Origin of the sequence: Microbacterium sp. 71-36 (genome assembly GCF_001898305.1) — a bacterium.
Classification (GTDB): Bacteria; Actinomycetota; Actinomycetes; order Actinomycetales; family Microbacteriaceae; genus Microbacterium.
This window is the reverse complement of record NZ_MKTP01000001.1, coordinates 955,239-970,528: the sequence shown is the minus strand read 5'-3', so window position 1 is coordinate 970,528 and position 15,290 is coordinate 955,239. Positions and strand designations below refer to the sequence as shown.

Here is a 15,290-nt window from a genome sequence, read left to right as displayed (position 1 = left end):
CGAGCGCCGTCGTGATCGAGATCCCGACCGACCTCCCCGCCGACCTCGTCCCGCTCTCGTGGCTGATCGGCGTGTGGGAGGGCACCGGCGTCATCGACTACGAGGCCGACGGCCGCACGTTCTCCGGCGAGTTCGCGCACCGCGTGAGCTTCAGCCATGACGGCGGAGATTTCCTGAACTACAGCGCGCACGCCTGGCTGCTCGACGGCGAGGAGCGGCGTCCCCTCGTGGCCGAGACCGGGTACTGGCGCGTCGCGCGGCCCGCCACCGACGCCGATCCCGGGCCGGCGCTGCTTCCGCCGACCGACACCGCGCCGCGCCGCACGGCCGACGACGTCGAGGCGCTGCGCACCGCCGAGGGCGGGTTCCCGCTCGAGGTGAGCCTCGCGCATTCCGACGGCATCCTCGAGCTCTACCTCGGTCAGGTGCGCGGTCCGCGCATCGATCTGGCCAGCGACGCCGTCGTGCGCACCGCGGGGGCGAAGCCGTACGCCTCCGCCACCCGTCTCTACGGCCTCGTCGACGACCACCTGCTCTGGGCGTGGGACGTGTCGGCGTTCGGCCGCGAGCTCGCCTCGCACGCGTCGGCCCGTCTGGCGCGGGCCGAGTGATGGCCGAGCTGTCCGAGGTCCCCGGCGCCGTCGTCGACGACGCCGGCCTGCGTCACATCGGCTCACCCCTCGCCGAGCAGCGTCGGCTGGTCTCCGGCGGGGCGCTCGCGCCGCTCGGTGACCGACGCGTGTTGTCGGTGACGGGTCCCGATCGGCTGAGCTGGCTCGACTCGCTCTCGTCGCAGGCGCTCACCCACCTCCCGGCGGGCGTCTCCACCGAGATGCTCATCCTCGATCCGAACGGACGCGTCGAACACGCCGCCGCCGTGATCGACGACGGCGAGACCGCGTGGCTCCTCGTGGACGCCGTCGACGCCGCGCCCCTCGCGACCTGGCTCTCCCGCATGCGCTTCCGCCTGCGCGTCGAGGTGGCGGACCGCTCCGACGAGGTGTCGGTCATCGGCGGCACCCGTGCCGCCGTCTCCGCGCTCGCCGCGGTCGCCCCCACCGGCGTCCCGGTGGTGTGGGTCGACCCGTGGCCCGACGTCGCACCCGGCGGCTGGGCGTACGCCCGGGTCGAGGATCACCCCGGCACCGAGCGCGACTGGGCCGAGGCGGTGGTGGATGCCGCCGAGTTCGACCGCATCGTCGCGGCGGCCGTGGCCGGGGAGGTGGCCCTCGCGGGGCGCGAGGCCGTCGAGGCGCTGCGCGTCGCCGCGTGGCGTCCGCGCGTCGCGGTGGATGCCGACGAGCGCCTCCTGCCGCACGAGATGGACTGGCTCCGCACCGCCGTGCACCTGTCGAAGGGCTGCTACCGCGGACAGGAGACGGTCGCGAAGGTCCACAACCTCGGCCACCCGCCGCGTCGCGTGGTGGCTCTGCAGCTCGACGGCAGCGACAGTGTCCTGCCCGCCCGCGGCGACGTCGTGCGTGTCGGCGACGACGCGATCGGCGCCGTGACCTCGGTCGCGGTGCACTTCGAGGAGGGGCCCATCGCCCTCGCCCTCGTCAAGCGCACGGCGCCGGCGGACGTGCCGTACGTGGTGGACACGGCGGATGGTCCGATCGCCGCGTCGGTGGAGACGGTCGTCCCCTCCGACGCGGGTGCCACGGCCGGTGTGCCCCGGTTGCCGCGCCTCGGGCGTCGACGCGCCGCGGAATGAGCGGCGAGGAGTCCTCGACGACGGTCGGTGTCGTCGTCCCGCGCTCGCGCCTGCGCACGACGCTGCGGCGCCGATGGGGACGCGTGCGCGAGTCGCTGCCGGCCATCGTGCAGATCGTGGTCGCCGCGACGGCGGCGTTCGCGTTCGCGCACTTCGTGCTGGGGCACCCCGTTCCCCTGCTCGCCGCGACCGTGACGGTGTCGAGTCTGGGGCTGGTGCGCGACGCGCGCCCGTGGCGGGTCGCCGAGACGGTCGCGGGCATGCTCGTCGGCATCCTCCTGGCCGAAGTCGTCCTCCTCGTCGCCGGGGCCGGGTGGTGGCAGATCGCGCTGGCGATGTTCGTGACCCTCCTCGTGGCCCGCTTCCTCTCTCCGCAGCCGGGGTTCGCGCTGGCCGCCGTCGTGCAGTCGCTCATCGCCCTGGTGCTGGTCTCCGGCGCCCCGTTCGTCCGACTCCTCGACGGCGCGATCGGGGGAGCGGCCGCCCTACTGGTCACCGCGCTCATCCCGCGGACGCTCCGGCGGACGGAGCTGCGGGATGCCGACGAGCTCTTCGACGCGTTCGACGTGGCGACCGCCACGATCGTGCGGGCGCTGCGCCGCGGCGACCGCGCCCGCGCCGAGCGGGGGCTCGAACGCGCGCGAGCGCTGCAGACGTACGTCGACGCGTGGAGCGGGTCGCTGGAGTCGGGGCAGGAGGTCGCGCGCATCTCCCCGTTCCTGCGCCGGCAGCGCACCGAACTGGAGCGCCACGCGCGCGTCCGCGCGGCGATGGACCTCGCCACCCGTAACCTCCGCGTGGTCGCCCGCCGTGCCGCCTACCTCTGTGCCGACGGGCAGCCGCGCGCGGTGCCGGCCGATCTCCTCGGCGAGATCGAACGCGGCGCCGGACTCGTCCGGGACGCCCTCGACGACGTCTCGATCGAACCGGCCGCCCGCGCCACGCTCGCCGCCCTCGCGGTGCGGCTCGATCCGGCGCAGATCCTGCCCGACGGCAACATCGGCGAATTGAACCTCGTGGCGGCGCTCCGTCCCCTGACGGTGGATCTGCTCGTCGCGACCGGGATGCCGTTCGGCGAGGCCCAGGCGCTACTGCCCCGGGTGTGAGTCAGGCCGGCGCGACGGCACTCCAGTCGACTCCGACTTCACCGAGTCGCCACCGGGAGCGTCCGCGCACCGGCCATCCGTCCGCGGCCAGCGCCTCGACGGCCGTCCGCCACCGGTGAACGGGACCGAACGGTGCGACCGCCGCGGCGCGGTGCCACTCGCGCTGCAGCGCGGCGACGAAGTCGTGGACGCGTTCCCCGGGGACGTTCCGGTGGATCAGCGCTTTCGGGAGTCGCTCGGCGAGGATCGCGGGGTCGTCGAGCTGGGCGAGCCGGAGCGACACGGTGAGCGACCGGGGCACGGCGTCCGGTCCGACCTCCACCCACGTCACGACGCGCCCGATCTCGTCGCACGTGCCCTCGACCAGGATGCCGCCGGGCGCCAGTCGTCCGCACATCCGCGCCCACGCGTCGGCGACGTCCGCCTCGTCGTACTGCCGCAGCACGTTCATCGCCCGGATGACGGCGGGTCGCCGGCCGCGCGGGGTCGGTACCTCGAACCCCCCGAGCGCGAACGACACGCCCTCGACGCCCTCCGCCTGCGCGCGGGCCCGCGCGACGCGCTCCGAGTCGATCTCGAGGCCCAGCACCGTGGCATCCGGTCGGACCCTCCGCATCCGCGCGAGCAACTCGAGGGGCGTCGCGGCGCTCGCCCCGAATCCGAGGTCGACCACGAACGGATCGTCCGCGCGCCGGAGCACGGGATGGCGCGCGATCCATCGGTCCACCCGGCGCAGGCGATTCACTCCCGTCGTCCCGCGCGTGGGGCGGCCGACGGGGGAGGGAGTCACTCGGACATGATGCCAGGCTCGGCCCGGAACAGGCCCGTCGCTCTCGCTAGCATGGAGACATGCCTCACACGCTGATCCTCCTCCGCCACGGGCAGAGCGAGTGGAACAAGACCAACCAGTTCACCGGCTGGGTCGACGTCCGGCTCACCGACCAGGGGAAGGCCGAGGCCCAGCGCGGCGGCGAGCTCCTGAAGGAGTCGGGTGTGCTCCCCGACGTGCTGCACACCTCGGTGCTCAGCCGCGCGATCCAGACGGCCAACATCGCCCTCGACGCGGCCGACCGTCTGTGGATCCCCGTGAAGCGCACGTGGCGGCTCAACGAGCGCCACTACGGCGCCCTGCAGGGCAAGGACAAGGCGCAGACGCTCGAAGAGTTCGGCAACGAGCAGTTCATGCTCTGGCGCCGCTCGTTCGACGTTCCGCCGCCGCCGCTGCCCGCTGACGACCAGTACAGCCAGGTCGGCGACCCGCGCTACGTCGGCATCGACGGCGAGGTGCCCGACACCGAGTCGCTGAAGATCGTCATCGACCGCATGCTGCCCTACTGGCACAGCGACATCGTCCCCGACCTGCAGGCCGGCAAGACGGTCCTCGTCACCGCGCACGGCAACTCGCTGCGCGGCCTGGTGAAGCACCTCGAGGGCATCAGCGACGCCGACATCGCCGAGCTGAACATCCCCACCGGCATCCCGCTCGTCTACCAGCTCGACGACGACATGAAGCCGCTCGGCCCGGGCGAGTACCTCGACCCCGAGGCCGCCGCCGCGGGTGCCGCCGCCGTCGCGGCGCAGGGCAACAAGAAGTAACGCCCACCGCAACGAGAAGGGGGTGGATGCCACTGGCATCCACCCCCTTCGACGTTCGCGGCGTCAGCCGGCCGGTGTCGCGGAGACGTCGTCGGCGCCCGCCCAGTCGCCGGTGGCGAGGTAGACGACCTTCTTGGCCACGGACACGGCGTGGTCGGCGAAGCGCTCGTGGTACCGACTCGCGAGCGTCGCGTCGACCGTGGCCGTGGCCTCGCCCTTCCACGAGTCGCCGAGGACCTTCTCGAACACGCTCACGTGCAGCTCGTCGATGTCGTCGTCGACGTCGCGGATCTCGTCGGCGATCCGGAGGTCCTGGGTGCGCAGCAGCTCGGCGAGCCGGCGGGCGACCTCGACGTCGAGTTCGCCCATGCGGGTGAACGTGCTCTTGAGCCCCTTGGGGATGGCGCGCTCGGGGAAGCGCGACCGCGCGAGCTGCGCGATGTGCTCGGCCATGTCGCCCATGCGCTCGAGGGACGCGCTCACGCGGAGCGCGGTGACGACGATGCGCAGGTCGCGGGCGACCGGCTGCTGGCGGGCGAGGATCTCGATCGCCAGCTCGTCGAGCGCGACGGCCTTCTCGTCGATGATCGCGTCCGCCTCGATGACCTCTTCGGCGAGGGAGACGTCGCTCGAACCGAATGCGCGCGTGGCGCGGTCGATGGCGACGGCGACCAGGTCGGCGATCTCGACCAGTCTGCTCTGGACGTCCTCGAGGGACTGGTGGAACACTTCGCGCATCGCGATACCTTCCTCGTCGGCGGCACGGCACACATACGTCCCGCGACCCTCCCGGATTCTTCCGAGCGAAGGTTAACGAGTGGTGCTGTGACAGTGAATAGTAATCGCCGGCTCTGCCCGGCCCTGTCTGAACGGCCGGTGAAGCCCGAATCGCGCCTCTACGCTGGAGCCATGGACCAGACGCAGCTCTCGCTGCTCGCGCTCCTCGTGGGAATCATCGTCGGGAGCTCCGTCGTGAGCCTCATCGTCGTCGCGCAGCGCACCCGGGACAGGGCTCTCGCCCAAGGGTCTTCGGAACTCCCCGAGGGCGTGGAGTCCATGCTCGGCGCCCTCGACGACCCCGCGGTGGTGTGCGACACGTCGGCGACGGTGCTCGCCCTGTCGCCCGCGGCCGAGGTCTTCGGGCTGGATGCCGGCAGTGCCATCGCCGATGAGGACCTGCGGCGGGTCGCCCGCGCGGCGCGTGAGAACGGTGCGCCGGTGAGCGAGAAGCTCCGCCTGCGTCGCGGTGCCGCTCCCGCGGAGCCGCGCCTGGTCGCCGTGCGGGCCGCCCCCGTGTCTCCGCGCCTCGTCCTGCTCGTCCTGCGCGACATCACCGAGCGCGAGCGGGTCGAGGAGATGCGGCGCGACTTCGTGGCGAACACCAGCCACGAGCTGAAGACGCCGGTGGGTGCGGTGAGCCTCCTCGCCGAGGCGATCGAGTCCGCCGCCGACGATCCCGCTCAGGTGCGGTACTTCTCCGGTCGCCTGCAGGCGGAGATCCAGCGCCTGTCCGCTCTGACCAACCGCATCCTCAGCCTCTCCCGCCTGCAGGCCTCGGACGAGCTCCGCGACGTGCGCGACGTCTCGATCGACGAGGTCGTGACCGCGGCGATCGAGTCGCACACGATCCAGGCCGACTCGGCCCAGGTGACGGTCGTCCGCGGCGGGACGAAGGGCCTGTGGGTGCGGGGCGAACCGCAGATCCTCACCGAGGCCGTCGGCAACCTCATCGCCAACGCGATCGCCTACTCGCCCCAGGGCTCGAAGGTCGGGGTGGGGGTCAAGCTCGACGAGGAGGTCGTGGAGATCGCCGTGACCGACCGGGGGATCGGCATCCCGGAGAGCGAGCAGCACCGCGTCTTCGAACGCTTCTACCGCGCCGACCAGGCCCGCTCGCGCCGCACCGGCGGCACGGGTCTGGGCCTGTCGATCGTCAAGCACGCCGTGCAGCGCCACGGCGGCGAGGTGCGCCTGTGGTCGCGCCCCGAGCGCGGTTCGACGTTCACCATCCGCCTGCCCCGGACCGAGGCGCCCGACCTCGATCTGGTTCGCCCGAAGGCGCGTCGCAAGGGCCGCAAGTCCGGCTCCGCCGCCCGCCCCGCACCCGTGAAGGGAGACACCGCATGACCCGTGTTCTGATCGTCGAGGACGAGCCCGATCTCGCCGACCCGCTCGCCTACCTGCTCCGACGGGAGGGCTACGAGGTCGAGATCGCCGAGGACGGCGCGCTCGCCCTCACCGCGTTCCGTGAGCGTGGCGCCGACATCCTGCTGCTGGACCTCATGCTCCCCGGGATGCCCGGCACCGAGGTGTGCCGCCAGCTGCGGCTGACCTCGCACGTGCCGATCATCATGCTCACGGCCAAGGACTCCGAGGTGGACATCGTGGTGGGGCTCGAGCTCGGTGCCGACGACTACGTGACGAAGCCGTACTCCACGCGCGAGCTCCTCGCCCGCATGCGGGCGGTGCTGCGTCGCCGCAGCCCGGACGAGTCGGACCTCGACGAGCGCATCCTCAGCGGCGGGCGTGTGACGCTCGACATCGACCGGCACACGGTCTCGGTCGACGGGGCCGAGATCAACATGCCGCTGAAGGAGTTCGAGCTCCTCGAGGTGCTGATGCGCAACGCCGGCCGCGTGCTCACGCGCGGGCAGCTCATCGACCGCGTCTGGGGCACCGACTACTTCGGCGACACCAAGACGCTCGACGTGCACATCAAGCGCATCCGTTCGCGCATCGAGCAGAGCCCGAGCGAGCCGTCCATGCTCGTGACGGTCCGAGGGCTCGGTTACCGCTTCGAGGCCTGACGGTCCCGGGAACGACGAAGGCGCCGACGGATGACCGTCGGCGCCTTCGTCGTGGAGATCAGGACGACGGGGTCGGCGACGGGGTGGCCGAGGGCGTCGTGGTCGGGACGAGGATGCTCGTCGGCGTGGGGGTGGGCGCCAGGGTACGGAGGTACTCCAGCGCGCCGTCGAGGACGGGCACGTCGATCAGGGCGCCCTGGCCGTCGCCGGACTGGAAGTAGACGGGGACGGTCGAACCCGGCGCACCCTCGAAGCCGTCGAGGGCGAGCGGGGCGACGTCGTTGGCGAGGTCGCCGAGACTCACCGTGCTGCTCGCCGGCACCTGGACCGACGCGCGAACGGTGCTGCCGCCTTCGCCGACCTCGATCCGCAGGGTCTGGGCCTCGGTGGTGGCGTTCACGATGGCCGCGACGAGGTTGCCCGCGGAACCCTCGTCGTCGGTGACGATGAGGGCGTTGCGCACCTGCAGCGGACCGGACTCGGGGACGTTCACGCCGTCGGAGGCGGAGTAGTCGATGGTGGTCGCCTGCGGGGCGATGAGATTGCATCCCGTCGTTCCGAGAACGACGGCGGCCCCCACGGCCAGGGACGCGAACAGGCGCGTTTTCACGGATCCTCCCGGAACGACAGACGGCATCCCGACCATCCTACGGGGTCAGGGGCCGCCGCCCGCCCCGCGGGCGCCCGCACGCGGGATGCGCACGCGCAATGGGGGTCGTGTCAGGGTGGGGCGGAACCTTAGCGCATCGGGGCCTGTGGTATCCTGGATGTTGCCGAAAGGACATAACTCCATGCTTTTTGAGGTTGGCGAGACCGTCGTTTACCCGCACCATGGCGCGGCCACGATCATCGAGGTCAAAGAACGCGTCATCAAGGGCGAGACGAAGAAGTACCTGAAGCTCAACGTCACGCAGGGCGATCTCGTCATCGAGGTCCCCGCAGACAACGTCGACCTGGTCGGCGTCCGCGACGTGATCGGCAAAGAGGGTCTCGACCGCGTCTTCGAGGTGCTGCGCGCACCGTTCACCGAGGAGCCGACCAACTGGTCGCGCCGGTACAAGGCGAACCTCGAGAAGCTCGCTTCGGGTGACGTCATCAAGGTGAGCGAGGTCGTCCGCGACCTGTGGCGCCGCGATCAGGACCGCGGTCTGTCCGCCGGTGAGAAGCGCATGCTGGCCAAGGCCCGCCAGATCCTGGTGTCCGAGCTCGCTCTGGCCGAGAAGACCGACGAGGACCGCGCGAGCGTCGTCCTCGACGAGGTCCTCGCGTCCTGACGCCGCACGATTCCGCGGCACGGACCGGTTAGCGTGGTCGGGTGATCCCCGCACCAGTCCCGCGTCTGGCCGTCATCGTCGTCGCCGCCGGCTCCGGCACCCGTTTGAACGGGGGCGCGCCGAAGGCGTTCGTCGGTCTCGACGACCACACGATCCTCCGGCACGCCCTGCGTGGCGTGTTCGCTGCGCCGCGCGCGCAGGTGGTCGTCGTGGTCCCCGCCGGATTCGAGGGCGCCGCGCTGACCGAGGCGCGCGAGGTCGCGGGCGAGCGTCACGAGCTCGTGGCGGTCGTCGCCGGAGGGGCCACGCGCCAGTCATCCGTCGCGGCGGGGCTCGCCGCCCTGTGGGCGGACGTCGACACCGTGCTCGTGCACGACGCGGCGCGGGCGCTGACCCCGCCGTCGGTGTTCGAGCGGGTCGTCGCCGCGCTCGACGCGGGTGCGGACGCCGTGATCCCGGCGGTCCCCGTCGTCGACACGATCAAGCGCGTGGATGCCGAGGGGGCGATCGTCGCCGCCGTGGACCGATCCGAACTCGCCGCCGCGCAGACGCCGCAGGGCTTCCGTCGTACCGTCCTGGAAGAGGCGCTCCGCTCCGCCGACGCCGATCACACCGACGACGCGGCGCTGGTGGCCGCCGCGGGTCACCCCGTGATCACGGTCGCGGGGGACGCGGCATCCTTCAAGATCACCACCGGTCCCGACCTCGACCGCGCGCGGGCCCTGCTCGCGGACGCCGGACCCGCCGTCGCTCCGAACGCCGCCACCGCGACCGCTCCCGCGGCGGGTGCGCCGCGCGTCGGGATCGGCACCGACGTGCACGGCTTCGGCGGCGACGGCACGCTGTGGCTCGCGGGTCTGGAATGGCCGGGGGAGCAGGCCCTCTCGGGGCACTCCGACGGCGACGCCGTGGCTCATGCGATCGTCGACGCGCTGCTGGCCGCCGCGGGCCTCGGAGACATCGGCACGCACTTCGGCGTCGACCGCCCCGAGTTCGCGGGGGCCCACGCCGAGGCGTTCCTCGCGCACACCCGGACCCTCCTCGGCGAGGCGGGCTGGCGCATCGGGAACGTCTCCGTGCAGGTGCAGGCCAATCGGCCGCGCTTCGCGGGCCGCAGAGCCGAGGCGGAGCGCGCACTGTCGGCCGCACTCGGGGGAGCCCCCGTCTCGGTGAGCGCCACCACGACCGACGGCCTGGGATTCGCCGGTCGCACCGAGGGGGTCGCGGCCTTCGCGACGGCGCTCGTGCTCCCGGTCTAGAGCTCCCGCGTCATGAACGTCGACAGCGGATCGGGGCGGTACGACCCGAACGGCGGGCATTCCACGAACCCCTCGCCGGAGTAGAGGCCGCGCGCCGCCGCGAAGTCGTCGCCGCTGCCCGTCTCGAGCCAGAGGCTCCGGATGCCGCGCGCCCGCGCCTCGGTCATGATGTGCCGCAGGATCTCCCGCCCGATGCCCTGGCCGAGGAAGCGCTCGGTCACGCGCATCGACTTGAGCTCGCCCGCGTCGTCACCGAACGGGGAGAGGGCGCCGATCCCGGCGAGTTCGCCGTCGACCCGTGCCGACCACAGCAGTGCGCCGTTGTCGACGAGGGCATCGGCGTCGAGCGCGTGACAGCTCTCGGCGGGCGTGTTCGCGAGCATGCCCGACACGTGCGCGGTCACCAGTGCTCGGGTGTCGGCGACGGATACGTCGTCGCGTCGGATCTCCAGCGGCATGCTGCGACCCTAACGCCGTCGTGTTTCGGGCACGGGTCGCCTCCAGGGGCGGCCGGTAGGCTTGTGCGGTGACCGTTCGGCTGTATGACACGAAAGCGCAGGCTCTGCGCGACTTCGTCCCCGTCGACCCCGCGAACGTCACGATGTACGTCTGCGGCCCCACGGTGCAGTCGGGTCCGCACATCGGCCATGTCCGCGCGGCTCTCGCGTTCGACCTGCTCCGCCGCTGGCTCGCGCACCGGTTCGGGCGCGTCACGTTCGTCCGCAACGTCACGGACATCGACGACAAGGTCCTCGCCAACGCCACGGCCGAGGAACCCTGGTGGGCGCTGGCGTACCGCATGGAGCTGGAGTTCTCGCGGGCGTACGCCGCCGTCGGCATCCTGACCCCGACCTACGAACCGCGCGCGACCGCGTCGGTCACGCAGATGCAGGAGATCATCGCCGAGCTCATCGAGCGCGGCCACGCGTACGCCGCCGCCGGCGACGTCTACTTCGACGTGCGCTCGTGGCCCGCCTACGGCGAACTCACCCGTCAGAGCGTGGATGCCATGGAATCGGCGACGGACGCCGATCCCCGCGGAAAGCGCGATCCCCGGGACTTCGCCCTCTGGAAGGGCGCGAAAGAAGGGGAGCCGGCGTCGGCGACCTGGACGTCGCCGTGGGGCGCCGGGCGCCCCGGCTGGCACATCGAGTGCTCCGCGATGTCGCGGCGCTACCTCGGCCCCGAGTTCGACATCCACGGGGGCGGCCTCGACCTCCGGTTCCCGCACCACGAGAACGAGATCGCGCAGTCCACCGCCGCGGGCGACCCCTTCGCGCGGTACTGGGTGCACAACGGTCTCGTCACCGTCGACGGGCAGAAGATGTCGAAATCGCTCGGCAACTTCACGCTCGCCGCCGACGTCCTGGCCGAGCGCGACCCCCTCGTCGTGCGCTACGCGCTCGCCGGGGCGCACTACCGGTCGAGCCTGGATGTCTCGGATCGCGGATTCGACGAGGCGCGTGCCGCTCTCGACCGCATCGCGACGTTCCTCCAGCGGGTTCATCGGACGGCCGGGGCGCCAGCTGCCTCGTCGGGCTCCGCCGATCTGCCGGACGCCTTCGCCGCAGCCATGGACGACGACCTCGGTGTCCCGCAGGCGCTCGCCGTCCTCCACGAGACGGTGCGCGCCGGAAACGTCGCCGTCGACGCGGGAGATCTCGACGCGGCGGCCCGCGCGGGCCGCGCGGTGTCCGCGATGCTGGCGGTGCTGGGGCTGGATGCCCCAGAGCCGGCCAATTCGGACGGAACCGACGCCGCACTCGACGCGCTCGTGCGCGAGATGATCGCGCAGCGCGCCCGCGCTCGCGCCGACAAGGACTGGGCCGCAGCCGATCGCATCCGTGATGCCATCGCCGCCGCCGGAATCACGCTGGAGGACACTCCGGCCGGAACCAATTGGAGTATCGATGCCTAAGCCTGGACGTCCGGGAGCCCGCAACCCCGGCAAGAAGAAGGGCCCGCTCAAGGGCACCGGCGGACACTCGCGCAAGGCGCTCGAGGGCAAGGGACCCACGCCGAAGGCCGAGGACCGCGCCTGGCACGTCGCCGGAAAACGCAAGGCCGCCCAGGAGCGCTACGCCGCCGCCGGGGGCAAGGGCAAGCCGGGCGTGCGCCCGGTGGGCTCGTCGCAGGGCCGTCCACGTGCCAAGCAGAGCGACGACACCGAGACGGTAACCGGCCGCAACTCGGTGCTCGAAGCGCTGCGCGCGAAGATCCCCGCCACGGCGTTCTACATCGCTCAGCGCGTCGAGATGGACGACCGTGTGAAGGAGATGCTGTCGATCGCCACGAACCGCGGCATCCCCGTTCTCGAGGTGACCCGGCCCGAGCTCGACCGCATGGCCGGCTTCGACGGCGTCCACCAGGGCGTCGCCCTGAAGGTGCCGCCGTACGAGTACGCGCACCCGCAGGACATGCTGGAAGAGATCATCGACCGCGGTGAGCTTCCGCTCCTCGTGGCCCTCGACGGTGTGACCGATCCGCGCAACCTCGGCGCCATCATCCGCTCGACCGCCGCGTTCGGCGGTCAGGGCCTGGTCCTCCCGCAGCGCCGCTCGGCGAGCGTGAACTCCGCGGCCTGGAAGACGAGCGCCGGCGCGGCCGCCCGCGTCCCGGTCGCGCTCGCGGCGAACCTCACCGCCACGCTCAAGGAGTTCAAGAAGCAGGGCGTGTTCATCCTCGGCCTCGCCGGCGACGGCGACGTCGCGCTGCCCGAACTCCAGCTCGCCGATCGCCCGGTGGTGATCGTCGTCGGTTCCGAGGGCAAGGGCCTGTCGCGCCTGGTGACCGAGACGTGCGACCAGGTGGTGTCGATCCCGATCTCGACGGCCGCCGAGTCGCTGAACGCCGGCATCGCGGCATCCGTCGCCCTGTACCAGGTGTCGACGCTGCGCAACGCGGACTGAGTCCCTCAGCCGCGCTGCAGAAGGCGCAGCGCGGCGGGGGAGGGCTCGACCTCGCCGCGCTCGATGGCGTGGCCGACCTCGACGATCGCGTCGTTGACGGGAGTCGGGATGCCGAGCCGGCGACCGGCTGCGACGACCGTGCCGTTGATGTCGTCGACCTCGCTGTGGCGGCCCTTGCGCCAGTCCTGCAGCACCGTGGTCGTCGCTCCGGGCACGGTGAACCGGGCGTAGAGCGCGTCGAGCATGGTCTCGACGACATCGGGTGAGCTCTCGATCGAGGCGGGCGTGAGTCCGAAGATCGGCAGCACGCGATGCTCGCCCGCGACCCGCAACGCCTCACGGCCCGCCTCGAGCATGATCTCGCGCATGCCCGGGACCTCGATCGCATCGACCATCGGCAGCCCGAGCGCCGCGGTCGGGACGAGGACCGAGGCGTTGCTGACGAGCTTCATCCACTTCGCCGACGCGATGTCGTCCACGCGGGCGACCTCGCCCGAGTGCGACAGGACGTCGGCGACGTCGCGCCCGCGGGGCGCCGTGGCATCCACCGCGAACCACGATCGTTCGGGGTCAACGTGGCGATGGACGACCCCGGGCTCCGTCATGGTCGACGAGATCTCGATCACCGTGCCGACCGTTCGATGCGCGCCCACCACGTCGGCCACGACGTCGGTCGTCATCCCGTTCTGGACGGCCGCGATCGCGCCGTCGACGGCGAGGTACGGCTCGATGAGCGCAGCGGCCCAGCGGGCGTCGTACGCCTTCGTCACCAGCAGGACGAGGTCGAACGGCTCGCGCAGCGTCGCGACCTCGCACAGGTGCAGCGTGCGCGGGCGTACGCGGCGGGTTCCTGACGGCATCTCGACGCGCAGGCCGTCGCGTCGCATGGCCTCCACGTGGGCGGGCCACTGCTCGATCAGCACGGGATCCAGACCCGCGTCGATGAGGTCGGCGCCGATGGACGCGCCGTTGGCACCGGCACCCAGCACGGCGATGGACGGAGTGGACATGTCGCTCCTTCGTTGGAGTGTCAGCGAACGCACGGGCTTCGGTGTCACGGTTCTTGCAACTGGGCTGAACGAAAACCGGACTCTTGCCACGCACTCACGGAGAGTGTAAACCAGGAACGAACATTCTCGATGGGGAGAAGGCCATGACCGAAACCACACCCGCCGCCGAGCAGTTCTCGGCGGACCGCCCGTTCGTCTTCCGCAACGCCACCGTCATCACCATGGACGAGCAGGGCGTTCTGGACGACGCCGACGTCCTCGTGATCGGCCGCGACATCGCCGCGGTCGGACACCGTCTCGAGGTGCCGGAGGGCACGCTCGAGATCGACGCATCCGGGGGCATCGTCACCCCCGGCTTCATCGACACCCACCGCCACATGTGGCAGTCGGCTCTGCGAGGCTACGGCGGCGACTGGGCGCTCAGCCAGTACTTCGTCTTCTACTACCTCAACTGGGGCGAGGTCTTCCGGCCCGAGGACGTGTACGCAGGCAACCTCCTCAGCGCGCTGGAGTCCGTCGACACCGGTGTGACGACGACGCTGGACTGGTCGCACGGCCTGCGCACGCCCGAGTACGGCGAGGCCGCGCTCCAGGCGCTCCGCGAGATCCCGGGACGCTTCGTGCTCGGCTACGGCAACTACCTCGGCGCGCCCTGGGAATGGGCCAACGCGCCGGAGTTCCGCGACTTCGTCTCGAAGAACTTCTCCTCGCACGACGACATGCTGACGCTGCAGCTCGCGTTCGACGTCCCCGGGGCGTCCGACTTCCCGGAGCGCGGTGCGTTCGAGGCGGCCCGCGAGCTGGGACTGCGCGTCACCACGCACGCCGGGGTCTGGGGGGCCACCACCGACACCGCCATCACGCAGATGTACGAGGCCGGATTCATGACGCCGGAGATCTGCTACGTGCACTCCGCATCGCTCAACGAGCAGAGCTATCAGAAGATCGCGGCGACCGGCGGCACCGTCTCGGTCGCGACGGAGTCGGAGCAGAGCGCCGGCCAGGGATATCCCTCGACGTGGGCGATCCGCAAGCACGGCATCCCGGCCTCCCTCTCCATGGACACCAGCGTCTGGTGGAGCGCCGACTTCTTCTCCGCCATGCGCGCGACCCTCAGCGCCGACCGCTCCCGCGACCACCTCGAGGCGCACGCACGGGGCGAGACGATCGTCGCGAACCGTCTGCGAGCCGAGGACGTCCTGCACATGGCGACGATGGGCGGCGCCCGCTCGATCGGCCTCGAGGACCGCATCGGCTCGCTGACCCCGGGCAAGCGCGCCGACATCGTGCTCATCAAGAACGACGAGTCTCCGGCGATGACGCCGATCCTGCACCCCTACGCGCACGTCGTGTACCAGGCCGGAACCGCCGACGTGCACACCGTGGTCGTCGACGGCAAGGTCGTGAAGTACGAGGGGAAGCGCATCGGTCTGCCGCTCGCGCCCGTCCGCGACAAGGTCGCGGCATCGGTCGAGTACGTGCGGTCGAAGCTCGGTGAGCAGGCGTGGACCGAGGGGATGCACCCCGAGATCCCCATCGACGAGGAGATCGAGAACCCCTACCGCTACACCGAGGGCGACGCGCACGTGGTCGCCCGCGCCGACGACTGAGAGGA

At 71.6% G+C, this 15,290-nt stretch carries 16 protein-coding genes; 11 read left to right on the top strand and 5 right to left on the bottom strand.

The window, feature by feature from the left end; all coding sequences use genetic code 11:
* Window positions 1-11 precede the first annotated feature (11 nt).
* Genes BGO45_RS04790 through BGO45_RS04780 form a run of 3 tightly spaced genes read left to right on the top strand, consistent with a single transcriptional unit; the run spans window position 12 to window position 2,820 of the window.
* The gene (locus tag BGO45_RS04790) at window positions 12-611 is read left to right on the top strand and encodes an FABP family protein (RefSeq protein WP_076494169.1); all 600 of its coding nucleotides are present in this window, start codon (window positions 12-14) and stop codon (window positions 609-611) included.
* Entirely contained in the window at window positions 611-1,714 is a 1,104-nt protein-coding gene (locus BGO45_RS04785; RefSeq protein ID WP_292691372.1) for a folate-binding protein, read from the top strand. Before BGO45_RS04790 ends, BGO45_RS04785 begins: the two co-directional genes overlap by 1 nt.
* Window positions 1,711-2,820 carry an aromatic acid exporter family protein gene (locus tag BGO45_RS04780; RefSeq protein ID WP_292691370.1) on the top strand — a complete coding sequence of 370 codons (1,110 nt, stop codon included), beginning with the start codon at window positions 1,711-1,713 and terminating at the stop codon, window positions 2,818-2,820. The genes BGO45_RS04785 and BGO45_RS04780 overlap by 4 nt, the downstream gene beginning before the upstream one ends.
* A 1-nt stretch (window position 2,821) precedes the next feature.
* On the opposite strand, the gene BGO45_RS04775 is transcribed toward BGO45_RS04780, so the two are convergent.
* Window positions 2,822-3,610, bottom strand: a complete 789-nt coding sequence (locus tag BGO45_RS04775; RefSeq protein WP_292691368.1) for a class I SAM-dependent methyltransferase — start codon at window positions 3,608-3,610, stop codon at window positions 2,822-2,824.
* A gap of 59 nt (window positions 3,611-3,669) precedes the next feature.
* Here BGO45_RS04775 and BGO45_RS04770 point away from each other — a divergent pair, with 59 nt between their 5' ends.
* Window positions 3,670-4,416 (top strand): phosphoglyceromutase, encoded by a 747-nt coding sequence (locus BGO45_RS04770; RefSeq protein WP_076494164.1) that lies wholly within the window; start codon window positions 3,670-3,672, stop codon window positions 4,414-4,416.
* A gap of 63 nt (window positions 4,417-4,479) precedes the next feature.
* Here BGO45_RS04770 and phoU read toward each other — a convergent pair whose 3' ends face one another.
* Entirely contained in the window at window positions 4,480-5,154 is a 675-nt protein-coding gene (gene phoU / locus BGO45_RS04765) for a phosphate signaling complex protein PhoU (RefSeq protein ID WP_292691365.1), read from the bottom strand.
* A gap of 171 nt (window positions 5,155-5,325) precedes the next feature.
* Between phoU and BGO45_RS04760 the strand changes: the two genes are divergently transcribed.
* Both BGO45_RS04760 and BGO45_RS04755 read left to right on the top strand, forming a co-directional pair.
* The gene (locus BGO45_RS04760) at window positions 5,326-6,543 is read left to right on the top strand and encodes an ATP-binding protein (protein WP_292691363.1); all 1,218 of its coding nucleotides are present in this window, start codon (window positions 5,326-5,328) and stop codon (window positions 6,541-6,543) included.
* Window positions 6,540-7,223 carry a response regulator transcription factor gene (locus BGO45_RS04755; protein ID WP_292691361.1) on the top strand — a complete coding sequence of 228 codons (684 nt, stop codon included), beginning with the start codon at window positions 6,540-6,542 and terminating at the stop codon, window positions 7,221-7,223. Before BGO45_RS04760 ends, BGO45_RS04755 begins: the two co-directional genes overlap by 4 nt.
* Window positions 7,224-7,281: 58 nt before the next feature.
* Here the strand turns inward: BGO45_RS04755 and BGO45_RS04750 are convergent, their stop codons facing one another.
* Window positions 7,282-7,833: a DNA modification methylase gene (locus BGO45_RS04750; RefSeq protein ID WP_292691359.1), complete on the bottom strand. Its 552-nt coding sequence runs from the start codon at window positions 7,831-7,833 to the stop codon at window positions 7,282-7,284.
* A gap of 181 nt (window positions 7,834-8,014) precedes the next feature.
* Here BGO45_RS04750 and BGO45_RS04745 point away from each other — a divergent pair, with 181 nt between their 5' ends.
* A complete protein-coding gene (locus BGO45_RS04745) occupies window positions 8,015-8,497 on the top strand; it encodes a CarD family transcriptional regulator (RefSeq protein ID WP_056229249.1) in 483 nt (160 codons plus the stop codon).
* Window positions 8,498-8,538: 41 nt separating this feature from the next.
* Window positions 8,539-9,756 carry a 2-C-methyl-D-erythritol 4-phosphate cytidylyltransferase gene (gene ispD, locus BGO45_RS04740; protein ID WP_292691351.1) on the top strand — a complete coding sequence of 406 codons (1,218 nt, stop codon included), beginning with the start codon at window positions 8,539-8,541 and terminating at the stop codon, window positions 9,754-9,756.
* Here ispD and BGO45_RS04735 read toward each other — a convergent pair.
* Window positions 9,753-10,214, bottom strand: coding sequence for a GNAT family N-acetyltransferase (locus BGO45_RS04735; protein WP_292691349.1), 462 nt, complete (start codon window positions 10,212-10,214; stop codon window positions 9,753-9,755). The genes ispD and BGO45_RS04735 overlap by 4 nt on opposite strands.
* A gap of 68 nt (window positions 10,215-10,282) precedes the next feature.
* Between BGO45_RS04735 and cysS the strand changes: the two genes are divergently transcribed.
* Both cysS and rlmB read left to right on the top strand, forming a co-directional pair.
* Window positions 10,283-11,674, top strand: a complete 1,392-nt coding sequence (gene cysS / locus BGO45_RS04730; protein WP_292691347.1) for a cysteine--tRNA ligase — start codon at window positions 10,283-10,285, stop codon at window positions 11,672-11,674.
* Window positions 11,667-12,665, top strand: a complete 999-nt coding sequence (gene rlmB, locus BGO45_RS04725; RefSeq protein ID WP_292691345.1) for a 23S rRNA (guanosine(2251)-2'-O)-methyltransferase RlmB — start codon at window positions 11,667-11,669, stop codon at window positions 12,663-12,665. The genes cysS and rlmB overlap by 8 nt, the downstream gene beginning before the upstream one ends.
* Before the next feature lie 5 nt (window positions 12,666-12,670).
* Here rlmB and BGO45_RS04720 read toward each other — a convergent pair whose 3' ends face one another.
* Window positions 12,671-13,675: a ketopantoate reductase family protein gene (locus BGO45_RS04720; RefSeq protein ID WP_292691343.1), complete on the bottom strand. Its 1,005-nt coding sequence runs from the start codon at window positions 13,673-13,675 to the stop codon at window positions 12,671-12,673.
* 143 nt (window positions 13,676-13,818) lie between these two features.
* On the opposite strand from BGO45_RS04720, the gene BGO45_RS04715 reads away from it, so the two are divergent.
* Window positions 13,819-15,285, top strand: coding sequence for an amidohydrolase family protein (locus BGO45_RS04715; RefSeq protein WP_292691342.1), 1,467 nt, complete (start codon window positions 13,819-13,821; stop codon window positions 15,283-15,285).
* Window positions 15,286-15,290 lie beyond the last annotated feature (5 nt).